Below are 22,222 nucleotides of genomic sequence, written 5' to 3' on the forward strand. Positions count from 1 at the left end.
CACCCAAGCCAACGGTCTGTTGCGACCCTTCAAGGCAAGGGTCTTTTGCGCCGCCCAAGGCAACCGTTCAGCGCAAAAGCCCTACCCGTGCACCGCCCCTAAAGACAACCGACGAACTCACTGGTGATGGCGGCGATACTCCACCCAGTCCCGTCGTAGTCGACCTGAAGATTCTCCTCATTCCGCACGCAAAGCCGAGTCTGCCGCCCGGCATCGGGGTAGATCGTCCGCTGCTCCCCGGCAGCCAACCGCACCGAACCGGCGCTGTCGTGGATGTAGGCACCCCCATCGATGCTGTAGTCGAGCTGCCACTTGACGGTCCGGGCAGTGGTAGCGGTGTTGATCAACCCGAGATAACCGAGCACGTTGCACTTCGTGCTGTCGCAGTTCCAGCGGAAGCAAACCTGGTACCGGATCTTGCCGTGCGAAAGCGTGCCAGAACACTTCGGCGACGCAGCGGCCGCGAGCGGCGCCACAGCGGGCGCCGACGCGTTCGCCACGGTCGCGGAGAACACCAGGCTGGGTGCGAGGGCCGCGCAGAGCAACGTGAACATCGTGAGGGTGCGCTTGAGCATGAGGCTCCTCCGGAGGTCGGTGACGCGACCTCCACGCCCGGGCGTGCCCATCGGTTTAGCGACCGCTCGCCGCGACCCCCGAACCGCTCACCGACCAAAACCGTCACCCATCGGAACCCCAACCTGCTCCGAACCGTCATAGTGCCGTAAGTAACACAATAGTCCCAACGGGCGAATGACTATACGTAGCAAGCGAGCAGAGGAAGGCGATCCGGTGTCCGGTTCAGGAGTCGAGCTCACCCACCGCGCGATGGCGATGCTGAAGGCGGTGGCCGCTGGACGAGCACAGATGTCGTGCAGCTGCGAGCCCGACCTCTTCATCGACGGATTCGCGTGCTGCGATCAGATGACGGCCCACGCGCTGGCCCACGGCGGCTACGTACGCCCAGCGGTCGAGGCGGCAACGGGCCGGGTCCCGGCCGAACTGACCGAGGCCGGCCGGGCCGCACTGGAGATCACGGTAGCCGCCTGAGCACCTGCACGTGCGTCACGCACGGTCGCGGGCCGATCAACCGTTCGACTCATCTTCCCGTCGCGTGAGCACCCGAGCGGCGCCTTCGGTGACAGCGACCGTGTGCTCCGAGTGAGCCGTTCGAGACCCGTCGGCCGACCGAATGGTCCACCCGTCGGGGTCGAAGACGATCCGGTCGGTCCCGCGCGCGAACCACGGCTCGAGCGCAAGCGTCAGACCCGGCTTCAACGTCATCCCGCGTCCAGCCGCCCCCTTGTTGGGAACGTGCAGGTCCTCGTGCATGGTCCGCCCGATGCCGTGCCCCCCGAACTCGGTGTTGACGGGATACCCGTACTCGGCGGCCACCGCCCCGATCGCGGCCGAGATGTCGCCCAGCCGATTACCTGGCCGGGCAGCCGCGATCGCCGCCTCCAAAGCCACCTCGGTAGCGCGAACGATCCGCAGATCCTCCTCGTCAGGCGTCCCGACGATGACGGTGCGAGCCGAATCGGCCGCCCACCCGTCGATGCTGACGGCGAGGTCGGCGGTGAGCACGTCACCGTCGCGCAGCACGTAGTCGTGCGGCAGCCCGTGCAGGACGGCGTCGTTGACCGACAGGCAGATGACGTTCCGGAACGGGCCCTTGCCGAAGGACGGCGCATAATCCCAGTAGCACGACTCCGCGCCGCGCCGCTTGATCATCCCGCGCACGTGGTGCTCGAGGTCCATCAGGTTGACGCCCACGTCGGCGAGCCGGCCGACCTCGGTGAGGATCTCGGCGACGAAGCGGCCGGTCACGTGCATGCGGTCGACTTCCGCAGGCGTCTTCAGTTCGATCACGAAAACCTCGCGTCACAAAGGGTCGGTATAGTTATACCGCCACGGTAGCACGGTCCCGGTATAGGAATACCAGTCCGGTACGAGGAGCCACGAAAGCCGCCCGACCTGGCAGGCTTGGGCCATGGCGGAACCCCCACCACCGGCGGACGACCAGGCGACGGTCTTCCTCCCCAGCGAGCTGCGCGGCGCCCACTGGCCGACGCGCGACCCCGACGTCTCCCGGCGGCCCTACGACGAGTTCGCGACCCAGATCGTCGCGCGGCCGCCCGCCTCGCCCGTCTCCGCGGGCCGCGGCGAGGGCGCCGGGGCGTCGCTCGCCCGCTCGAGCGGGCGGATGGCGGTCGCCTCCGCGGTCAGCCGGATCACCGGGTTCGTCGCGAAGCTGCTGCTCGCCGCCGTCGTCGGCACCGGGGTCGTCAACGACTCCTTCACCGTCGCGAACACCCTGCCCAACATCGTCTTCGAGCTGCTCTTCGGCGGCGTGCTCGCCAGCGTCGTCGTGCCGCTGCTGGTCCGCTCCCAGGACGACCCGGACGGCGGCCGCGCCTACACGCAGCGGCTGATCACGATGGGCCTGGTGCTGCTCATCGTCGGCACGGCGGTCGCGGTCGCGATCGCGCCGCTGTTCACCACGCTCTACGTCGACAAATCGTCCGCGACCGCCAACCCGGCCCTGACGACCGCGCTCGCGTACCTGCTGCTGCCGCAGATCCTCTTCTACGGCCTCTTCGCGCTGCTCTCGGCGATCCTCAACGCCCAGAACGTCTTCGGCCCGCCGGCCTGGGCGCCGGTGCTGAACAACGTCGTCGTCACCGGCACGCTCGTCGTGTTCGCCGTCGTGCCGGGGGAGCTGACGCTCGACCCGGTCCGGATGAGCGACCCGAAGCTGCTGGTCCTCGGCCTCGGCACCACGCTCGGCATCGTCGTGCAGGCCGTGGTGCTGATCCCCGCGCTGCTGCGCACCGGGTTCCGGTTCCGCTGGCGCTGGGGCTTCGACCCGCGGATCAAGGAGTTCGGCGGGCTCGCCGCGTGGATCCTCGGCTACGTCGTGATCAGCCACGTCGGGTTCGTCGTCACCACCCGCGTGCTGACGCACGGCAGCAGCGGCGGCGTCACGGCCTACAGCTACGCGTCCCTGCTCTTCCAGCTCCCGTACGGCATCCTCGGCGTCTCGCTGCTCACCGCGCTGATGCCGCGGATGAGCCGCGCCGCCGCCGACGGCGACACAGTCTCGCTCGTCGGCGACCTCTCGCTCGCCTCCCGCATGTCGACGGTGCTGTTCGTGCCGATCTCCGCCGTGCTGGCCGTCGTCGGCACGCCGGTCGGCATCGCGATCTTCACCTGGGGCCGCGGCACCCTCGACGACGCCGAGCGGCTCGGCCAGACCCTCGCCGTCTCCGCCGTCGGGCTGCTGCCCTTCGCACTGGTCATGTTGCAGCTGCGGGTGTTCTACGCGATGAAGGACGCCCGCACGCCCACGCTGATCATGCTCGTGATGACCGCGGTCAAGATCCCGTTGCTGCTGCTGTGCCGCGGGCTGCTCGACGGCGAGCACGTCGTCTACGGCGTGATGCTCGTCAACGGCGCCGGCTTCGTCGTCGGGGCCGTCCTCGGCCAGGTCTGGCTGTGGGTCCGGCTCGGGCACCTGCGCAGCAAGCGGTCGCTGCGCGTCGGGCTGATCACCCTGTCGGTCAGCGCGCTCGGCGTCGGGGCCGCGGTGCTGGCCGGCTACGCCGTGCCCGGCTCCCTCGGCCCGATCGCCGGCGCGTGGGTGAAACTGCCGGTCCAGACCTTGCTGGGGATGGCCGTCCCGTTCGGGCTGCTGGCCCTGCTCAAGCTCCCGGAGTTCACCCCGGTGACCCGGCGCGTGAGCGGGCTCCGGCGGCGGTTCGCCCCTCGTTGACGACTACGGCCACCGACGCGATCCGGATGTCTCGAAACGGTAACGAGACCGCTGCGATCAGCGCGTTTACATTTCCGGCGCGGCTTCCTAATATCCACCCGGATCAGTGATGGGGCGGAGGTCGTGCATGACGCGCAGGGCGCGCAGGCGGCGGGATCGGGTGTCGGTCGACGACCTGCTGCAGCAGGCCGGGGTGCGCCCGCGGCGGCCGGGCTCGCGGTCGGCCGAGACGGCGGCCCGGCGCGACCCCGGTGAGGAGCCGCGCGGCGCGGCGGGCCGGATCGCCCTGGCGTCGGCGGTGTTCGTGGTGCTGGGCGGGCTCGTGGTCGTCCTGGCGTCGCGCCCCGAACCCGTTCCGGGCACCACGCAGTTCCCGCAGCTGCAGCCGGCCACCGGCGTCCCGGCGTCGACCGCGGTCGCGGCGCCGACTCGGACGACCACGCCGTCCCCGGTGGTGATGCACGCGCGCAAGACGCCGACGCCCACCCCGACGGTGACGATCGACCTGCCGCCGTCCCCGACGACCACGGTCACCCTGCCGTCGTCCACATGGGACTGGAGTCGCTGCGGCCCCTACGGCTGCCGCCGCGACGGCACGCCGGTGCGCTGACGGCGCAGCAGGAGGTACGTGCCGGCGGCGAGCACGAACCCGGCGGCGAAGGTCAGGTCGCCGGTGCCGGGCACCGCCTTGGGGATCGGTGCGGTGTAGAGCGCCTGGTTGGCGAACAGCCCGACGGACACCACCAGCCCGACGAGGAACGCGATGAACCCGGCGACGTTGCGGTGGCCCTTGTCGAAGAGCAGGTCGCCGAACTCCGTGCCGCGGCGCAGGTGGTGGTCGGCCAGCAGTACGCCGAGCCATGGGCCGATCCAGTAGGCGATCACGAGCAGGAAGTTCTCGTACGCGTGCCCGGCGTCGGCGAGCCCGAGCCAGGCCAGCACGAACCCGACCGCGCCGAACGCGACCGCGACGACCGCGCGGCGCCAGGCCAGCGGCAGCCGGATGCCGAGCGCGAGGAAGGCGAGCGCGCCCGAGTAGACGTTGAGGACGTTCGCGGCGACGGCGCCGAGCGTGATCGCCAGCAGCGTCGCGGCGGCGAGGAACCCGGGCAGGTGCCCGGTGAACGCCGTCGCCGGGTTGGCGTCGGCCGGGCCCGCGATGGTCGTCGAGGCGGCGCCCACGAGCATCAGGACGGTTGCGGAAAGGAACAGACCACTGCCGGCGTAGAGGCCGATCGCGCGGCGTGACGCGGTTTTCGGCAGGTAGCGCGTGTAGTCGGCGGCGTAGGGGTTCCAGCCGGCGGTGTAGCCGAACGCCGTCCCGACGGCGAGCAGGAACCCGCCGACGCTGCCGGAGTTCGTGGTGGCGCCGGCCTTCCCGAAGACGACCACGCTCGCGACGGCGAACACGACGGCCAGCACGGCGAAGACGTACTTCTCGTACGCCTGCACGAGGTTGTGCCCGAAGAAGGCGATGACGATCTGCAGCGCGACGACGAGCGCGAGGCAGGCGAGCGTCGGCAGCCCGGTGAGGCTGGCGAGCGCGAACGCCCCGCTGACGCTGTTGACGGCGAACCAGCCGACGCCCGCCATCACCGACATCAGCGCGGCGGGCACCAGGTTTCCGCGGTAGCCGAAGGCGGCGCGCCCGAGCACCATCTGCGGCACGCCGTAGCGCGGGCCGCGGGCGCTCAGGACGCCGTGGGCCAGGGCGCCGAGGCCGTTCCCGACGACCGCGGCGAGCGCGGCCTGGGTGAAGGAGAGCCCGAAGGCGGTGACGGCGAGGACGCCGACGAAGACGGTGGCGAACTCGAGGTTGGGGGAGGCCCAGGTCCAGACCAGCTGCCGGGGCGTCCCGTGCCGGTCGGTGCCGGCGACGGGCTCGACCCCGCCGGGCTCGACCGCGACCAGCTTGTCGCCGTAACCGGCCGCTTCGGAGTTCGCCATGGGACGAAGGTAGGCGACGGAAGTTTCGGCGGTGTGACGGATTCCGCGGGGGTTCCCGACGACGTGAATGACTCATTCCTGTCGTCCGGCGACATGAATGAGTCATTCACGTCGTCCCGGTCACCGGAACGGGTGCCGCTGACCGGTACCCGGCGAAGGCCCCCTCACCGGCCCCGATGCCGGTGAGAGGGCCTCCGACAGCCCCACTACGGGTCTCGCGTCAGCCGGCGTACCCGGCGACGATCTTCGTGAACGCGTACTTGTCCTGCGTGATGCCGCTGCACTCGCCGCCGCCGCTGCAGTCGCGGTTGGTGGCCCAGAACGTGAAGCGGGCCAGGTGGTGGCTCGTGGCGTAGCCGCGGATGGAGTTGAAGTTCGCCACCGTGACCGTCTCGCCCGCGTTGTCGGTCTTGCCGTTCATCGAGGAGAGGCCGCTGTGCCGGTAGGCGGTGTCGTCGTTCCAGCCGAACGTGGTCTTGAGCTGGTTCTTCAGCCCGTCGACCGCGGACTTCGTCAGGGCGGCCATGTCGCCGCCGCTGGAGAAGTCGAACGGCATGACCGACCAGACGTCGACGCCGGCGCCGATCGCCTTGGCCTGGTTGATCAGGCGCTTGCCCCACGAGTCGGGACCGGTCGTGGTGGTGCCGATGGTGATGACGACCTTGAGGTTCGGGTTCTTCTGCTTGGTCAGCTTGACCGCGTTGAGGATGCGGTCCTGCACCGTGTTGTTCTGGAACTCGTCGGTGTTCTCGATGTCGAGGTCGATCGCCTTGAGGCCGTAGGCGTCGATCACCTTCTGGTACGCGCCCGCCAGCGCCGAGGCCGACGTGCACTTGGAGCCCAGCTTCGTGCCGGACCAGCCGCCGAAGGAGGGGATCACGTCCCCGCCCGCGTTGCGGATGTTCTGGATCATCGTCTTGTCGGAGCCGGTCAGCGACCGGCTGCCGTCCCACTTCGGGTTGCAGGTGCCGTCCGACAGGACGAACGCGAGGGTAAACGCTTTCACGCCGGTCGCGGACATCGCCGCGGTCGGGCTGGTCTGCCCGCCCCACTGGTAGAGGTACGGGGACGCGAGCACCGGGTCGACCGCGGCCATGGCCTGCGGAGCGAGCCCGACGGCCGTCGCCATCGCGGCTGAAGCCGCAAGCGCGAGGGTCACCAGACGGCGCATGGATTTCATGGGGTCCTCCAAGCAAGCAGGTTTGGAGCACCTCCGGTTTGAGGCGGCGGGATCATCCCGGGAGGAGCGGTGTGTGCCACCACACAGTGGACTAGACCAATGTTCGATGTCAACCCTCCTGAGGTCGGAAAAATGACTTACTGTGCGCACACGGCTCCGGTGCGTCGGCGGTGTGAGATTCCCCTGAAGGCGGAGTGACACCGCCCGCCATTCCGGCTACTTTGCCGAAATGGTGGGGGATTCGGTCGCCGCCGGCGGGGGACGCCGCCCGGGCCGGTTCCTGCCCGCCGTCGTGCCGCGGCGCTGGGCGCTCTGGCGGCTGCCGCGCCGCGGCCAGGTGCTCTACCTCGTCGCGATCGACGTCCTCGCCGTCGCCGCCGCGGTGCTCGCCGCCCTCCGGTTCCCGCCGCTCGCCGCCATGCTCACGCCGTTCGCGCTGCTCGCCGGCGGCATGCTGGTCTCGGCCGAGCTCGCCAGGACCGTGGAGCGCCACCGCGAGGACACCCTCCTCGGCCCCGGCGTCGACACGCCGTGGATCTTCGCCGGGGTGCTCGTGCTCCGGCCGGGCCTCGCCGTCGCACTGGTCGTGCTCTCCGCGCTGCACCAGTGGTTCCGGGTCCGCAGAAGACCCGGCTACCGGCAGGTGTTCGGCGCCGCGGCGACGGCGCTGGCTGGCCTCGTCGCCGGCGCGTTCCTCACCGCGACCGGCGTCCGGCCGCTCGGCGAGGTCCTGGACACCCGCACCGTCGCCCTGCTGACCGTCGCCGGCGTGGTGTTCCTGGCGGTGAACGCCGCGCTCGTCACCGCCGCCGACGGTCCCCGCCGGCCCCGCGCGGCCCTGCCCGGCCACGCCTTCGACGCCGCGATGACGGCGTTCGCCCTGCCGCTCGCCTGGGCCGTCGAAGCCGCTCCGCTGCTGGTCCCGGTGCTGGCCGGCGCGACCGTCGTGCTGCACCGCGGCGGGCTCGGCCACGGCCGCCGCGACCACGTCACCCTCGACCCCGGCACCGGCGTGCTGACCGCGGCTTCGTGGCGCGGCGCCGCCGAAGCCGAACTGGACCGGCTCGGCCGCCACGGTGGCGGCCAGGCGGTGCTGGTGCTCGACCTCGACCACTTCCGCCAGCTCAACGACCGCTACGGCGCCCGCATCGGCGACGCCGTCCTGCGCGCGGTCGCCGACACCCTGCGCGACGAGGTCCGGGCCGCGGACCTCGTGGGCCGGTCCGGCGGCGAGGAGTTCGCGGTGCTGCTGCCGGGGACCGGCCCCTTCGACGCCATGGCGATCGCCGAGCGGATCCGGCTGCGGGTCGCCTCGACGCTGGTGGCGCTGAAGGCGTCGGGGGACGGGCCGCAGTTCGTCGGCGTGACGGTGTCGATCGGCGTCGCGGGCTGCTCCGACGGGCTCCTCGACGACGCGCTGCTGGCGGCGGAAGCGGCGGTGCTGCGCGCGAAGGCGGCGGGCCGCAACCGCACGATCTGCGCCGAACCCGGTCGTGAGTGAGAAACAGCGTTAGAACACTGTTTCCCACTCACGACGAACCCGCGCCGGGCCTCAGGTGACCGTGATCGCGTTCAGCTTTTCGCGCAGGTAGTCCGCCGCGATCACTTCGGGGTACGTCGTCCGCCCCAGCGGCGGGGCCAGTGACGTGATCCGCGCGTCGTGGTCGGTCTCGTAGAAGAAGATCAGCGACACCAGGTCCTCGTCCGGGGCGGTGGCCGCCGGTGGGAGGACACGGTGGCGCGTCGAGCGCCAGCGGTCGCCCGTCCAGCGGGCCATCAGGTCGCCGATGTTGACCGTGAACGCGTCCGGGTGGAACGGCGCGTCCTCCCACTCGCCGTCGGCGGTGCAGACCTGCAGGCCGCCGACGCCGGCCTGGCGGTCGAGCACCGTCACCGTGCCGAAGTCGGTGTGCGGGCCGATCCGGAACTGCTCCGGCTCCGGCGCGCCGACGCGGGTCATCGGCGGGTACCAGTTGATGTTGAACGTGTACGTCGGGTGCGCCGTGTGCCGCGTGAAGTGGCTCTCGGCCAGGCCGAGCGCCGCGGCGCAGATCTCGAGGAGGTGGTCCGACAGCGCGCGCATCCGGCGCATGTACTCCGTCGCCGCCTCGGCGAGGCCCGGGACCTCGACCGGCCAGACGTTGGGCTGGAACCAGAACCCGTCGATCTCGGCGACGCCGACGCCGAGGTCCGCGCCCGCGGAGAACGACTCCTTCAGGTCCGGCGGGGTTTCGGTGCCCTCGGCGTAGCCGTTCGCCTCGACCCCCGGCGGCAGCCAGCCACGGCCGCCGACGGTGACGGCGTAGCGCTGCTTGACGTCCTCGGGCAGCGCGAAGAACTCGCGCGCCAGCTCACGCGTCCGGATGCGCAGGTCGTCCGGCACGCCGTGCCCGGTGACCAGCAGGAACCCGGACTCCCGCAGCGCGGCGTCGATGCGCGCCGCGACCTCGGCCCGGCCCTCGGACGTGCCCGCGAACCACGGTGAAAGGTCCACGAGCGGAACGGTTGACGGCATACCGGCTCCTCAAGCACTGTCCTATTCGGACTTTTCGACCCCGATGTCTTCGAACCACAGGTCCGGGCGCGCGGCGATGAACTCCGTCATCAGCGCGGTGCAGGCGGGATCGTCGAGCAGGGTGATCTCCACGCCGAGCCCGGCGAGCCAGTCGTGCCCGCCGTGGAACGTCGCCGCCTCGCCGATGATGACGCGCCCGATCCCGAACTGACGGACGAGCCCGGAGCAGTACCAGCACGGCGAAAGCGTCGTGACCATGATCGTGTCGCGGTAGTGCGGGCGGCGGCCGGCGTTGCGGAACGCGGAGGTCTCCGCGTGCATCGACGGGTCGTCGTCCTGCACCCGCCGGTTGTGCCCGCGGCCCAGCAGCGTGCCCGCGGTGTCGAACAACGCGGCCCCGATCGGCACGCCGCCCTCGGCCTTGCCCAGCTCGGCTTCTTCGCGGGCGACGGCCAGCAGGGCGTCCGGGTCGATCGGCATGCGCCACTCTTTCCGCCCGACCCGGTCCGTGGCAAGTGTTTGACGATTCAACCGCACCTTCCGGCAGATCGCGGACCGGAGCTGTCCTCGATGTCTGGCACACTGCGTCCCATGTACGGGACATCGGAACGCCTGCTCCGGCTGCTGTCGCTGCTGCAGGCCCGCCGCGACTGGCCGGGCGCGGACCTCGCGTCGCGGCTCGAGGTCGACGTCCGCACCATCCGCCGCGACGTCGAACGCCTGCGGTCCCTGGGGTACCCCGTGCACGCGACGCCCGGGGTGACCGGCGGCTACCGGCTCGGCGCGGGGGCCGCGCTGCCGCCGTTGCTGCTGGACGACGACGAGGCGGTCGCGGTGGCGGTCGGCCTGCGCACGGCGGCGAACGGCACGGTCAGCGGCATCGAGGAGACGTCGGTGCGCGCGCTGGCGAAGCTGGAGCAGGTGCTCCCGGCGCGGCTGCGGCCGCGAGTGGGCGCGCTGGGCGCGGCGACGGTGTCGCTCCCGGGCGGCGGGCCGACGGTGGACGCGTCGGTGCTGACGGCGATCGCGGCGGCCTGCCGCGACCACGAGCGGCTGCGGTTCCCCTACGCCGACCACGCCGGCACCGAGACCGAGCGGTCGGTCGAGCCGCTGCGGCTGGTCCACACGGGACGGCGCTGGTACCTGGTCGCCTACGACCTGGACCGGGCCGGCTGGCGCACGTTCCGCGTGGACCGGATCGCGGGGGTGCCGGCGCCGAGCTTCCGCTTCAAGCCCCGTGAGCCGCCCGCCGAGGACCTGGCGGCGTACGTGTCGCGGCAGATCTCGTCGGCGCCCTACCCGCACCAGCTGGTGCTGCGCGTGGCGGCACCGGCGTCGGTGCTGGCCGGGCGCGTCCCGCCGACGACCGGCGCGGTGGAGCCGATCGACGAGCACAGCTGCCGGGTCCGGACCGGGGCGAACACCCTGGACACGGTGCCGTACTACCTGGCGCAGTGGGGGTACGACTTCGTGGTCGAGGAGGCCCCGCCGGGGCTGGTGGAGCGGCTGCGCGAGGTGGCGGAGCGCTTCGCCCGCGCCGTCGGTTAGCTCGCTTCGAGCCGGACACCTTCGCTTTCGCCGTCACTCAGGAACGACGCCAGTTCGCTGCCTTCTTCCTGTAGTTCGCGGCGTTCGGTCGTGGCCAGTTTTCGCAGGGGCTGCACCACCACCGTGTCGGCCTCGACCGTCCAGGTCGCCGACACGCGGCCGTCGACCAGCACCACCCGTTCGCCGGCCACCGAGAGCAAGCGGTGGGCGTCGTCGATGACGCGCGTCCGGTCGTCGTAGCCGAGGATCGCGTTGTCGAACGCGGGCAGGAACCGCACGGGGGCGGGCGTGTCCGGGTCGGGGCGCGAGGCGTCCGGCAGGTCGAGCAGCTCACGGCCGCGTTCGTCGCGGAAGACGACCAGCTCGTCGCGCACGGCCTTCACCGCCGCGGGCAGCCCGGCGAGGCCGGACCAGGTGCGCAGGTCCGCCGTCGCCGCCGGGCCGTACGCGGCCAGGTAGCGCCGCACCAGCGTCCGCCCGACCGCGTCGTCCGGATCGAGCGGGTCGACGTCGCGGCCCAGCCACGCCGACAGCGGCAGGTTCCGCACGCCGGCTTTGACGCGCCACAGCCCCCGCGGCGGCAGCTGCGCCATCGGGATCAGCGCGGCGACCAGCATCTCGCCGAGCGGCCGCGGCCCGGCTTCCGGCCACCGGTGGGCGACCGCCCGCGCGAGATCGCCCATCGACCTCGGCTCCCCGTCGGCCAGGACCTTCCGGCCCGCCGCCGCGAGTTCGCCGAGGTCGACGCCGTCGAGTTCCCGCCGGTAGACGCCGAGGACGCGCTGGCGCAACATGGCGTCGAAGCGCGTCCGCCACGCCAGGACGTCGTCGGCGGTCAGCAGGTGGACGGTCCGGCGCATCAGGTGCGTCCGCACCACGCGGCGCTCGGTGAGCAGGTCCGACAGCGCCGCCGGGTCGAACGCCCGCAGCCGCGACCACAGCCCGGTGAACGGTTCCTGGGGTTCCTGCGCCTGCAGACCGCCGAGGTGCGCGACGGCGTCGTGCACGGGCAGCTCGGCGCGGTCGAGCAGGAGCTGCCGGGCGAGCGTGGCGCGGTTGAGGGCGCGGGCGCCGAGGACCGTCACGTCGCCTTCCGGCCGTCGAGGGTCTCGCGGATGATGTCGGCGTGCCCGGCGTGCTGGACGGTCTCGGCGACGACGTGGATGAGGGCCCGCCGCGCGCTCCACACGGTGCCGGGCCGGTTCCAGGGCGCGTCGGGCAGCGGGAACGTCACGGAGAGGTCCGGCAGGGTGCGGACGACGTCTTCGGTGCGCTTGGCGACGTCTTCGTAGCGCGCTTTCACGGCGGCGAGGGTGTCACCGGGCTGCATGGCGAACTCGTTCCGGTGGTCGATGGCCCATTTCGGGTACTCCCGGGCGGTCCCGGCGGCCATCTCGACCCAGGTGACGCCGTCGGGGAGGTCGAACCGCATGGCCGACGGGCCTTCGACGGCGAAGCGCGCCCAGCCTTCCTCCATGGAGGCGACGTGCTTGACGAGCCCGCCGAGGCACAGCGCGCTGGCGGTGGGGGTCGCGCCGGCCTGCTCGTCGGTGAGGCCGTCGACGGTGGCGAGGAGGGCGGCTCGGGCGCTCGCCAGCTCGGCGACGAGGTCTTCGCGTTCGGTGGTCATGGGACCAGGATGTCAGGGGTAGCGGACAGGGAGTGTCCGCTATTGCGGCTGCGTGGCGCCGAGCATGCGCAGAACGAGGCCGCCGTACTCCTTGCCGAGCGCGGCCGGCGTCTGGCGGGCGCGCTCGGTGTACCAGCGGGCGACGTCGACGCCGAGGGACAGCACCGCGCGGGCCGAGGTGTGCGGGTCGGAGACCGTGAACACACCCTCCTCGACGCCGTCGGCGATGACCTCCCGGACGATCCGCTCGATGCGCCGCCGCAGCTCGGCGACCACGGCGAACTCCTGCTCGGGCAGGGCCTGCAGCTCGTACTGGACGACCCGGGCGACGGTGTGGCGCCGCGCGTGCCAGGCGACGAAGTCCTCGACGATCAGCCGGATCCGTTCGACGGGATCGGACTCCTTCGCGACGACGTTCTCCACGAGGGCGAGGGTCTGCTCGTGGCCGTACCGGCTGATGGCGAAGAGCAGCGCGGCCTTGGAGGGGAAGTGCACGTAGAGCGCGGCTGGACTCATCCCGGCGGCGCCGGCGATGTCCCGGGTGGTCGTGGCGTGGTAGCCGCGTTCGGCGAAGGCCTCCACCCCGGCCAGCATCAACCGGCGAGCGGTCTCGGGCTGCACATCCGGCCACAGTTCGGCCGACAGCGACGTCGTCATCCGGTGATCCTCCCGTACCCCACCGCCCGGAATGGCGGGCCGCGGTCGTGCCCATTGTAGGTAAGCGGGCGCTAACCTGCGGTTTAGGGGGATCCATCCGGTCTTCGACGTCGGTGGGGCTCGCGCCACACGCGCCGAGAGCTCCTCGATCGGCTCGGTCGCCGCAGCACGAGCGGTCTCGGCACAGCTGCCGCAAGCCGGCGGCTACCCCGGCGGCCCGGAGGCGTGCTCGGGTGCATGCGGATCGAGGGTGCGCCGGCCGTCGGCGGAAGCGGCTTCGGTTCGGTCCTGACCCACCATTGTGGACGGGACAGTGGCCGGTTCCGGCCATTTCGGCGTCGGGTGCCCGGATCCTCTGCCGGGCCGGTCGCAGTCGCTTATGCTCCGGCCGGATTCCACGGCGAAAGGTGTTCCATGTCCGCGCGTGTTCTACCGTTCCTGGCCACGGGTGCCGTCCTGCTGATCGCCGGATGTTCGGGCGGGGGAAGCACTTCGGCGGCGCCGGTGTCGTCGAGTGCCGGCGCGGCATCGACGTCCGCCGCGCCGTCGTCGGCTCGCGCGACCACGCAACCGCAGCCGACGACGACGTCGGTGAAGAAGACCGCCGGAGCCGTCGAGCGGTACGAGACCTTCCTGCACGCGGTGGGCAAGCAGGACCTCGCCACCGCCTGCGAGATCGCCGCGCCCGCCGCCAAGAAGGCGGAGGACGAAGGTTTCGGTCCGTGCGAGCAGACGTTCCCGATCACGTTCAGCATGTTCTCCGCCGCACAGCGGAAGGCGCTGCTGAGCGCCACCGTGGACCGCGGCGGCATCACCGAGACGTCGACAAAGGTCGAGATTCCGGCGAAGGCGGTGCGGTCCGCGGCCAAGTTCACCGGCAGCGACCTGGGCGACGCCGTCCTCGAACTGCGCGACGGAAAGTGGTACATCACCGACTGAGTGCGTCCGCTCCGAACGATGCCGCCCACGGTCTTGCTCACGCAGGGCCAGTGTCTGCCAATGCGGTCGAACACGATGAGGTCCCAGTCGGCCGCGATCATGAGCTCTCCGTCAGGCCCGAACGCAGCGGCGCCGATCCCGCGTAAGTGCGGTCAAGGAGGATCGCGTCGCTGGACGCAACGGCGGTTACCTGGGCACCCGCGCTGGGCGCGGAGATCACCGTCCTGAGTGGATCCGCCGAAGAGGACGTCCCGGTGCCGCAAACGGTCAACGATCGGCTGGTGCGCACACACAGGTGACGCAGAGGTGGTGAAGCGGGCACGCGGGCCGGCGCTGCTGGCGGGTCGGCTCGGAAGCGGTCGAGGTGGCGCGTGCTCTCGGCGAATGCACGCGCCACCTCAGGGTTGCCGGGTCAGCGGCGCTCGGCCAGCGCCTTCAGCAGTGCCTCTGTGGCCTCGTCGGCCGAGCCCGGGTTCTGGCCGGTGATCAAGTTGCCCTCGACCACCACGTACGAGCCCCAGGCGGGACCTGCGGAGTACGCGGCGCCGCTCCTCGAGCAGCCACACCGCGCTCTGGGCCAAGCCCACCTGCTGCTCCTCCTCGTCGGTGACGGCGGTGAGCTTGCGGCCCTTGAACAGCCAGGTGCCGTCCGCCGTGCCGGCCGACATGAACGCGGCGGGGCCGTGGCACAGCGACGCCACCACCTTGGAGTCGTCGGGCAGCAGCGCGGCCAGTACGCGGGCGACGTCCTCGTTGACGGCCAGATCCTGCATGGGGGCCGTGCCCGCCCGGAATCAGAACGCCGTCGAAGTCCGCCGGGTCGACGTCTTCCGGCCGCGTCGGCGACTGCAAGCACATCGCGGTGGTCCTCGATGTAGGCGCGCATTTACTCAGCGCGGGCCGGGTCGTCCCCGTTGACCTTCGGGCTCAGGCTCAGTTCGTCGGCCGGCGCGGGCCGGCCGCCCGGGGTGGCGATGGTCAGCTCGACACCGGCCGCGGAAAGAATGCGGTGGGGCACCACGAATTCCTCTGCCCAGAAGCCGGTCGGGCGCTGGGCCGCTCGTCGACGGCGGCTATGCGCGTGCTGCAAGACGATCGCCAAGTTCGCCCAGGACGAAGTCGTGGGCTGTGCCGCGGGCAGCTTTCTGTGGCTTCACTCCTCGTGGGCGGCGTCTCGTGTCGGGACGGCGCGAAACAGTCCCACCTCGTCTGGTCGTGTCAACAGGATTCGTCGACTCTGCGGTTGTGTCGCATGTGGACCTGCGCCGGATCCGAGATGAGGGTTTCCCCGTCGGTGAAGGCCAGGTGAACCGGCCGGTCCGTTTCCTGGTCAACGCACAGGGTTGCCGGGCCCGAGCCGGTCGGCCGGTGCACGTCGCCCCAGGTCATCAAGGCAGCGAGGATCGGCAGCAGGTCTCGACCGGCCGAGGTGAGGATGTACTCGTCACGGGCGCGCTCGCCCGCCTGCTGGTAGGGGCGGCGCTGCAGCAAGCCGTCGTCGACGAGTGTTTTGAGCCGCTTGGTCAGCACGTCGGTGGGGACTCCGATCTCCCGGAACTCCGCGAAGCGAGTGCGGCCCAGGAAGACCTCGCGCAGGATCAGCAGGTTCCACTTCTGCCCCAGCACCTCGAGGCTGCGCGCGATCGAGCATGTCTTGTTGCGGGGGAGTGCCATGGCGTCCACCACTCCACCCTACCCCTGACTTGGAAAAACCAACGCACCCTGCTAACTTGGAATAGCCAAGTCAGCCATGGAGGCTCCGATGCCCGACCTGCTCGACCACGTCCTACACGCGCACGGCGGTGCCGACCGCTGGCAGGAGGTGCACCGCCTGCGCGCCGAGCTGTCGGTCGGCGGCAGCTCCTGGCCCAGCGACGGCGTGCTGGCCGACACCGCCGCGATCGTGGACACCCGCGCCCAACGGGTGACCTGGGAACGGTTCGGAAAACCGGGGCACAGCGCCCGGTACAGCCCGCAGCGCGTGGAAGTCCTCGACGTCGACGGCCGCACCCTGGCCGAACGCGACGATCCGCGCGGCGCCTTCGCCGGCTTCACCCACCAAACCCCGTGGGACGAGCTGCACAAGGCGTACTTTTCCGGGTACGCGTTCTGGAACTACGTCAACACCCCGTTCCTGCTCGCCCAAGAGGGCGTCGAGACCACCGAGATCGACCCCTGGCAGCAAGACGGGGAAACGTGGCGCCGGCTCGCCGTGCGGTTCCCCGCCCGCATCGCTACGCACAACACCGAGCAGACGTTCTACTTCGGTGAGGACTTCCTGCTACGCCGCCACGACTACGCAGGGGACGTGGTCGGCGGCTTCGCCACCGCGCACTACGTCGCAAATCACCGGACCTTCGACGGGTTCGTCTTCCCGACGCGGCGCTGGGTCGTCCCGCGGCTGCCCGACGGTTCGACTCTGGAGGGGCCGGTCGTGGTTTCTCTGGACATCCGGTCCGTCGCGGTCTCCTGAGCGGTCGCCCAGCCCGAGGACAGAAGGGAATCATGACGAAGAGTTCAACGCAGGTGTCGTGGGCGCAGCCGTCCGAGTCGACCGGGCCGGCGCTCGCCGACGACGTGGTCCTGGAAGCCACTGTGCTGCGCAAGCCGATCCGCGGCCGGGTCGGGGTCGAGGCGGTGATGGCGGCGGCCGCCGCCTACTACACCCGGTTGAGCTTCACCCACCAGGCAACCAGCGGGGCCCGCACCTACCTGGAGTGGGAGGCGGCGGCCCCGAACGGCGCGGAGATGTCCGGAATCACCGTCCTGACACGCACCCCGGACGGCCTGGTGGAGCAGGTCGCCATCCACCACCGCCCGCTCGACGCGGCCCTGGAGTTTTCCCGCGCCGTCGGCAGGCGAACGGCCGGCGTCGTTGCGCCCGGATCGTTCGCCGACTGAACCACTGGCCGTTCTGCCCTGTCGCCACGGTCGCGGCGTTCCCGCAGCAGCTGCACGTGCGGCAAAGGGCGCAGCAAACGCCAGCTGCACCGCTGCGACGAGAGATTCGTACCGGCAGGTCACGGAGTAGAGCGCATCGGGCCCTGGTCACGTTCGCCGGCAGTGACCACGGCTGCCTTGGGTTGCTATTGCCGCTGCACGACCAGCACCGACGACGTCACCGTCGGCTTCGGGCCGCCGCATCGCCGAGTCAATGCTGACAGCTACGCCGACGGCCGAGCGTAGTTGACCCGGCTGGTCGGGGCTGCGATCCGTGCCGTGCCGGTGAGGTCAGGGTGCGCTGCTGCCAACCCCTCCGTGGCTCAAGCCCATCGCCACCCCGGCCGAGCGCACAGCTGCGGGCCGACGGGCCACCAGCGCTGGACTGGCCATGTGGAGGTTGATCTGTTACTGAGCGTGGCATCGGTTCATGGCACGATGAAACACGGATCCGCACGGCCACTCGGCCGGGCAGCGCTCGCCGGGACGACGATTCCGCACCCAAGCCGTCGATGCCTGCGCACTGAACGCTCTCGACATCGCCACGCCGGGGCGCCCTCGTCGCCCAGCGTCCAACGCGTCAGCGAACCTGACGCTCGCCGACTCGGTTGTATCGACAGCTAGGTATGGATGCCCACGCCGGTCGTGAGGGCCTCAGTGTCCTGGCCGGGTCAGCCTTCGGCTTTCCCTGCGCTGTCGGGAGCTCCTTCGGTGACGACGCGGTGCACGAAGTTCGCAGCGACGTCGCGGAGTTTGACGTTGGTGTTCTGCGACTGGGCGATCAGTCGTTGCATCGCGGCGGCGTCGTCGATCCGGTGGATGAGCATGAGCATGCCTTTGGCTTGCTCGATCACGCCGCGGTGGCGCATCGCCGTGGTCAGGTGGTCGGCCAAGGATCTGGCCTGCCGGTACCGGCGACCGGTGCGCAGGGCGGACTCGACGCTCACCACGTACAGCCGCAAGGTGGTGGCATCGAAGTGCTGGTAGCCGTGCGCGCCGAACCCGAACAGGTTCAACGCCCCGCGCATACCGTCTTCGACCCGCAACGGCGTGGCGAGGAAGCTGCCGATACCCAGCTCCTTGGCCTCTCGCACGAAATCGGGCCACCGCCCGCCGGCTTCGCCGACCGTGACCCGCACCACTTCACCGGTGTGCGCGGCGTCGAGGCAGGGACCTTCGCCGGCGCGGTACTGGGCGCGGTCCAGGAGCACGGCTCGATCGTCGGTGCTCGCCGCGGTGGTCGCCTCGCCCTCGGCGAAGGTGGTGATGCTGGCCATGTCCGCGTCGGGCACCAGCCGCACCGCTTCGGCGCAGACGGTGGTCAACGCGTTGTCGGTGTCCGGTGCGTGCTCGAGTACTCCGGACAGCTCGGCGATGGTGGTGCCGAGCTCGTCGAGCCGGTGGGCGATGTCGTCGTTGTCGGCTGCCATGGCAACCGCCTCCGTCCTTCACGGTGAGCGCGCAGGACGGCTCGCCGGCGGTGTCTGGGAAGACAACCGCTGGCATCTCAACGGGGTCATGGGAACCCTACAACTGTTCGCGCCGTGACCGGGAAGCTGCGTTTGCCCGGTCCGGTGGCGGGGGTAACGGCAGGGCACGCTCTGGATTTGCCTGCGGGACGGCTCGGACTGAGGTCTCGTCGGCTCCAGAAGAGGGCCGACGGGCCGACTTGTACCGGGAGGAGCGAGATCGTCGCGAGGCTGCCGGAGGGCGTCGCAGAAGCTGCAGTTGTTGCCCAACGATGCACAACCGACGGGACGCAGGCCGCCCTCGTCCCTTACAGCGAACGACAAAGGGCCGCTTACAGGGGTGGAGCGGCACGCACCTGCCGCCGTCTGAGCGAAAATTGCTCGACTGCGTCGTTGCGGCATCGATCCGGGACTAAGGTTGGCGTGGGCTCGGCCTCCCTCCCCCTCGTGGCCGAGCCCTTTTTCTCGCTGCCAGCCGACCAGTCAGATGACCAAGTACTGCGACGGCAGTCAGGTGAGTGGGTAGCCGCGGCGTTTGTAGTGGTTGAGGCGGGCCTGGTGTTGTCGTCGGCGATCAGCACGCCACCGGGTCCGCCGAGGTGCTCAATGACGTAGTCGCGCACGTCATCGCGGACCCGTCGATGTCCCAGTCCGCCCAGCGCAGCAGCCGCTGCACCTCGTCCGGCGAGACCTCGCCGGCCTGTTCGGCCAGCGTCCATCCGTTCTTCCGCCCCAATCCGGCGACCAGCCCGGACACAAATTCCCGCGCCCGACCTCGAGGCTCAGACCGCGTGAACCGGCCCGCAATCCGCTCATGCACCCGGTCCAGCTCCATCACCACATCGACCACCACAACGATGATCTACCACAACCCTGCTAACTGCCGTTGCAGTACAAGACGGCGTCCTGCCACCGGACGTGGGGCCCACCGGCGGTACGGGCGTGGCCCAGCCGGTCGGCCGCGTCGGCTTCGGCGGCCGTCACCTCCTGATTGCGGTACAGCGTCGCGGCGGCGCGGAACCAGTGGGCCGCCGTGATCTCGTTGCCCGCCAGCAGGCTGATCTCGCCCAGCGCACGCAGCGCGTTCGCCTGGCCCTGGGCGTTGTGGTGCCTGCGGTGCAGGTACAGGGCCGCGTGGCAGCGGCGGCGGGCGGTTTCGTGGTCGCCGAGGCGGGTGGCGTGGCGGCCGGCCGCGGTGAGGGCGTCCGCCTCCCACACCGGCAGGTCCGCCCGGCGGCACAGCTGGACCGCGCGGATCGCGTGGTCCAGGGCCTGCCGGTCGTCGCCGCGGCGGCCCCAGGCCCACGCCAGCTGGTAGTGCGTGTGGGCCTCGTCGCCGGTGTTCCCGTGCCGCTGGGCCAGGTCCATCGCCAGGTGCAGGTGCTCGACCGCCTCGTCGTGCCGTTCCAGCTCGACGCAGGCGGCGCCGAGCCGGCGGTGGGCCACCGTGCGGGCCGCCGGGTCGGGCAGGTGGCGGGCGGCGTCGAGCGCCGTCCGCCACACCACCGCCTGCTCGCGGTGGTGGCCTCGGCGGGTCTGGAACGTCAGCAGGGCCCAGGCCAGCTGCCAGACGACCGCGTGCATCCCGGTATCCGCCGCGGCCTGCTGGACGGCCAGCAGGTTGGCGTGCTCGGTGTCCAACCAGGACAGTGCCGCCGCGACGTCGCCCACCGGGTGCGGCCGGACGACGGCCGGGGCGAGCCGGATCGGCAGGGCGTGCGGGTTCAGCAGGCGCTCGGCGGTGTAGGCGGTGTGCAGGTGGAAGTCGGTCAGCCGGCGCAGGGCGGCCGAGCCGGGGTCGGCGCCCGCCGACCGGGCACTGGACCGGATCAGCTCGTGCATCCGGTACCGGCCGCGCGGGTGCTGGCCGAGCAGGGACGCCTCCTCCAGCGCGCGCAGGGCGGTGCCGGCCTCGGCCGGCTGGAGACCGGTGAGGGCGGCGGCGGCCGGCAGGCCGATGTCCGGCCCGGGCGCCGTGCTGAGCAGCCGGATCACCGTCCGGTCGCGGTCGGACAGCGCGCGGTAGGACCACGACAGGACCGCGGGCAGGCTGGCGACCGGGTCGTCGTCGGCGAGGGCGGCCGCGCCCTGACGGCGCAGTTCGGCGGCGAGCTCGGTGAGCGGCACGTCCGGGTGCAGCTGGGCGCGGGTGGCGATGATCCCCAGCGCGAGCGGGAAACCGCCGCACGAGGCAGTCAGCTCGGCCACCGCCGCCGCCTCGGTGCGCGCCCGGTCGCCCAGCCGCCGGGCCAGCAGGGCGCGGGACTCGTCGTCGGCCAGGACGTCCAGGTGCAGGCGGCCGGCTCCGTGCGCGGTGGTCAGCCCGGTCAGCCACCGGCGGCTGGTGACGAGCACGGCACAGTGCCCGCCGCCGGGCAGCAGGGCTCGGACCTGGCCGGCGTCCGCCGCGTTGTCCAGCACCACGAGCAGGCGTTTGCCGGCGGTGACGCTCCGGAACAGCGCCGCCTGGGCGTGCGGTTCGGCGGGCAGCCGGTCCGGATCGGCCCCCAGCGCGGCAAGGAAGCCCCGCACCGCCACGCCGGAATCCATCGGGCCGCCGCGGTCGGCGCCGAAGCCGCGCAGGTCGACGAACAGCTGGCCGTCGGGGAACCGGCCGGCGTTGCGGTGCGCCCACTCCAGCGCCAGCCACGTCTTGCCGGTCCCGCCGGCCCCGCTGACGACGGCGATCGGGCTCGCGCCGTCGGGCACCGGCGATCCGGCCAGGAAATCCGTCAGCCGGGCCAGGCAGGCTTCACGGCTGGTGAAGGGGGTGGGCCGCGGCGGCAGTTGCCGCGGCACAGGCACCGGCGGCGCCGGAGGGGACGCCGTGAGGTCCGGATCCGCGGTCAGCACGCGCTGGTGCAGCTCCCGCAACGCCGGGCCAGGGTCGGCGCCGAGCTCGTCGGCGAGCCGGGTGCGCACCCGCTGGAACTCCGCGAGGGCCTCGGCCGGGTGACCGGCCAGGTACCGGGCCAGCATGAGCTGCCCAGCCACGCGTTCGTCCAGCGGATGTGCGGCGGCCCGGGCGGTCAGCTCAGACAGCAGGCCGGCGTCCCGGCCCAGTCGCAACGCCAGGTCGATGCGGTCGGCGTCGGCGGTGAACCGCTCCATCGCCAGGCCTTCGCGCACGGCGGCGAGCCACGGGACGTCCAGGTCGGCGAAGGCCTCGCCGGACCACAACGCCGAGGCCTGTTCCAGGAGGGCCCAAGCGGTCTGTTCGTCGGGTTCGCTGCGGGCGCGCCGGACGAGGTGGCGGAACTCGTGCAGGTCGATACGGCCGGGTTCGACCAGCAACGCGTACCCGCCGCCCCGGCGCTGCAGTTCCACGCCGCCACCGGGGGGCAGCTGCTGCCGCAGCCGGGACACGTAGTTGCTGACCACCTGCCGGGCGCGCAGCGGCGGCCGGTCGCCCCACACCCGGTCCACCAGCTGGTCGGTCGACACGACGAGGTTGGCCTCCACCAGCAGCACCGCCAGCACGCACCGCTGCCGCGCGTGGCCGAGGGCCACCCGGGCGCCGCCGTCCGCGGCGGTCACTTCGCCCAGCACCCGGAACCGCAGCACGCGTCAGCCCCGCCCACGGCGGCTGACCAGGCGATTCCACGCCAGTGGTGTGTTCCTGGTGACG

Annotated in this window: 22 protein-coding genes and 1 pseudogene; 8 read left to right on the forward strand and 15 right to left on the reverse strand. The window is 71.5% G+C overall.

The window, feature by feature from the left end; genetic code table 11:
* Positions 1–98 precede the first annotated feature (98 nt).
* Positions 99–575: a hypothetical protein gene (locus tag ACIQWX_RS37530; protein ID WP_400881564.1), complete on the reverse strand. Its 477-nt coding sequence runs from the start codon at positions 573–575 to the stop codon at positions 99–101.
* A 214-nt stretch (positions 576–789) separates the two neighbouring features.
* On the opposite strand from ACIQWX_RS37530, the gene ACIQWX_RS37535 reads away from it, so the two are divergent.
* A complete protein-coding gene (locus ACIQWX_RS37535; RefSeq protein ID WP_400881566.1) occupies positions 790–1,047 on the forward strand; it encodes a hypothetical protein in 258 nt (85 codons plus the stop codon).
* 36 nt (positions 1,048–1,083) lie between these two features.
* On the opposite strand, the gene map is transcribed toward ACIQWX_RS37535, so the two are convergent.
* Positions 1,084–1,866: a type I methionyl aminopeptidase gene (gene map / locus ACIQWX_RS37540; protein WP_400881568.1), complete on the reverse strand. Its 783-nt coding sequence runs from the start codon at positions 1,864–1,866 to the stop codon at positions 1,084–1,086.
* A 121-nt stretch (positions 1,867–1,987) separates the two neighbouring features.
* Between map and murJ the strand changes: the two genes are divergently transcribed.
* Together murJ and ACIQWX_RS37550 are read left to right on the forward strand one after the other, a co-directional pair.
* Complete coding sequence (murJ, locus tag ACIQWX_RS37545) at positions 1,988–3,769, forward strand: murein biosynthesis integral membrane protein MurJ (protein ID WP_400881570.1); 1,782 nt, start codon at positions 1,988–1,990, stop codon at positions 3,767–3,769.
* 127 nt (positions 3,770–3,896) lie between these two features.
* Complete coding sequence (locus ACIQWX_RS37550; protein WP_400881572.1) at positions 3,897–4,379, forward strand: hypothetical protein; 483 nt, start codon at positions 3,897–3,899, stop codon at positions 4,377–4,379.
* Here the strand turns inward: ACIQWX_RS37550 and ACIQWX_RS37555 are convergent.
* Together ACIQWX_RS37555 and ACIQWX_RS37560 are read right to left on the reverse strand one after the other, a co-directional pair.
* Positions 4,343–5,716 carry a purine-cytosine permease family protein gene (locus tag ACIQWX_RS37555; RefSeq protein WP_400881574.1) on the reverse strand — a complete coding sequence of 458 codons (1,374 nt, stop codon included), beginning with the start codon at positions 5,714–5,716 and terminating at the stop codon, positions 4,343–4,345. The genes ACIQWX_RS37550 and ACIQWX_RS37555 overlap by 37 nt on opposite strands.
* 220 nt (positions 5,717–5,936) lie before the next feature.
* The gene (locus tag ACIQWX_RS37560; RefSeq protein WP_400881576.1) at positions 5,937–6,896 is read right to left on the reverse strand and encodes a chitinase; all 960 of its coding nucleotides are present in this window, start codon (positions 6,894–6,896) and stop codon (positions 5,937–5,939) included.
* Positions 6,897–7,125: 229 nt separating this feature from the next.
* Between ACIQWX_RS37560 and ACIQWX_RS37565 the strand changes: the two genes are divergently transcribed.
* A complete protein-coding gene (locus ACIQWX_RS37565; protein WP_400881578.1) occupies positions 7,126–8,397 on the forward strand; it encodes a diguanylate cyclase in 1,272 nt (423 codons plus the stop codon).
* 51 nt (positions 8,398–8,448) lie between these two features.
* On the opposite strand, the gene ACIQWX_RS37570 is transcribed toward ACIQWX_RS37565, so the two are convergent.
* Complete coding sequence (locus tag ACIQWX_RS37570; RefSeq protein WP_400881580.1) at positions 8,449–9,411, reverse strand: isopenicillin N synthase family dioxygenase; 963 nt, start codon at positions 9,409–9,411, stop codon at positions 8,449–8,451.
* A gap of 21 nt (positions 9,412–9,432) precedes the next feature.
* A complete protein-coding gene (locus tag ACIQWX_RS37575) occupies positions 9,433–9,891 on the reverse strand; it encodes a nucleoside deaminase (RefSeq protein ID WP_400881582.1) in 459 nt (152 codons plus the stop codon).
* Positions 9,892–10,002: 111 nt separating this feature from the next.
* Here ACIQWX_RS37575 and ACIQWX_RS37580 point away from each other — a divergent pair, with 111 nt between their 5' ends.
* On the forward strand, positions 10,003–10,959 hold the full coding sequence (locus ACIQWX_RS37580; protein ID WP_400881584.1) for a helix-turn-helix transcriptional regulator: 957 nt from the start codon (positions 10,003–10,005) through the stop codon (positions 10,957–10,959).
* Here ACIQWX_RS37580 and ACIQWX_RS37585 read toward each other — a convergent pair.
* The 3 genes from ACIQWX_RS37585 to ACIQWX_RS37595 are packed head-to-tail and all read right to left on the reverse strand — an operon-like array spanning position 10,956 to position 13,246.
* Positions 10,956–12,044: a winged helix DNA-binding domain-containing protein gene (locus tag ACIQWX_RS37585; RefSeq protein WP_400881586.1), complete on the reverse strand. Its 1,089-nt coding sequence runs from the start codon at positions 12,042–12,044 to the stop codon at positions 10,956–10,958. The two genes, ACIQWX_RS37580 and ACIQWX_RS37585, sit on opposite strands and share 4 nt — an antisense overlap.
* Positions 12,041–12,589, reverse strand: a complete 549-nt coding sequence (locus ACIQWX_RS37590; protein WP_400881588.1) for a DinB family protein — start codon at positions 12,587–12,589, stop codon at positions 12,041–12,043. The genes ACIQWX_RS37585 and ACIQWX_RS37590 overlap by 4 nt, the downstream gene beginning before the upstream one ends.
* A gap of 39 nt (positions 12,590–12,628) precedes the next feature.
* On the reverse strand, positions 12,629–13,246 hold the full coding sequence (locus ACIQWX_RS37595) for a TetR/AcrR family transcriptional regulator (RefSeq protein WP_400881590.1): 618 nt from the start codon (positions 13,244–13,246) through the stop codon (positions 12,629–12,631).
* 414 nt (positions 13,247–13,660) lie between these two features.
* Here ACIQWX_RS37595 and ACIQWX_RS37600 point away from each other — a divergent pair, with 414 nt between their 5' ends.
* Positions 13,661–14,185, forward strand: coding sequence for a hypothetical protein (locus ACIQWX_RS37600; RefSeq protein WP_400881592.1), 525 nt, complete (start codon positions 13,661–13,663; stop codon positions 14,183–14,185).
* A gap of 398 nt (positions 14,186–14,583) precedes the next feature.
* On the opposite strand, the gene ACIQWX_RS37605 is transcribed toward ACIQWX_RS37600, so the two are convergent.
* The 3 genes from ACIQWX_RS37605 to ACIQWX_RS37615 all read right to left on the reverse strand — a co-directional run bounded on the left by ACIQWX_RS37605 (position 14,584) and on the right by ACIQWX_RS37615 (position 15,859).
* Complete coding sequence (locus ACIQWX_RS37605; protein WP_400881594.1) at positions 14,584–14,958, reverse strand: hypothetical protein; 375 nt, start codon at positions 14,956–14,958, stop codon at positions 14,584–14,586.
* A gap of 113 nt (positions 14,959–15,071) precedes the next feature.
* On the reverse strand, positions 15,072–15,203 hold the full coding sequence (locus ACIQWX_RS37610) for a hypothetical protein (RefSeq protein WP_400881596.1): 132 nt from the start codon (positions 15,201–15,203) through the stop codon (positions 15,072–15,074).
* 200 nt (positions 15,204–15,403) lie between these two features.
* Complete coding sequence (locus tag ACIQWX_RS37615; protein WP_400883101.1) at positions 15,404–15,859, reverse strand: winged helix-turn-helix transcriptional regulator; 456 nt, start codon at positions 15,857–15,859, stop codon at positions 15,404–15,406.
* Positions 15,860–15,947: 88 nt separating this feature from the next.
* On the opposite strand from ACIQWX_RS37615, the gene ACIQWX_RS37620 reads away from it, so the two are divergent.
* Both ACIQWX_RS37620 and ACIQWX_RS37625 read left to right on the forward strand, forming a co-directional pair.
* The gene (locus ACIQWX_RS37620) at positions 15,948–16,658 is read left to right on the forward strand and encodes a hypothetical protein (RefSeq protein ID WP_400881598.1); all 711 of its coding nucleotides are present in this window, start codon (positions 15,948–15,950) and stop codon (positions 16,656–16,658) included.
* A 32-nt stretch (positions 16,659–16,690) separates the two neighbouring features.
* Positions 16,691–17,086: a hypothetical protein gene (locus ACIQWX_RS37625; RefSeq protein WP_400881600.1), complete on the forward strand. Its 396-nt coding sequence runs from the start codon at positions 16,691–16,693 to the stop codon at positions 17,084–17,086.
* A 710-nt stretch (positions 17,087–17,796) separates the two neighbouring features.
* Here ACIQWX_RS37625 and ACIQWX_RS37630 read toward each other — a convergent pair.
* The 3 genes and pseudogenes from ACIQWX_RS37630 to ACIQWX_RS37640 form a co-directional block, all read right to left on the reverse strand.
* Entirely contained in the window at positions 17,797–18,555 is a 759-nt protein-coding gene (locus tag ACIQWX_RS37630) for an ANTAR domain-containing protein (protein ID WP_400881602.1), read from the reverse strand.
* 602 nt (positions 18,556–19,157) lie between these two features.
* Positions 19,158–19,447: pseudogene (locus tag ACIQWX_RS37635) on the reverse strand (IS701 family transposase); the annotation flags it as partial.
* Positions 19,448–19,470: 23 nt separating this feature from the next.
* Positions 19,471–22,158: a BTAD domain-containing putative transcriptional regulator gene (locus ACIQWX_RS37640; protein WP_400881604.1), complete on the reverse strand. Its 2,688-nt coding sequence runs from the start codon at positions 22,156–22,158 to the stop codon at positions 19,471–19,473.
* Positions 22,159–22,222 lie beyond the last annotated feature (64 nt).

It is taken from the genome of Amycolatopsis sp. NPDC098790 (assembly GCF_044759945.1).
Lineage (GTDB): Bacteria > Actinomycetota > Actinomycetes > Mycobacteriales > Pseudonocardiaceae > Amycolatopsis.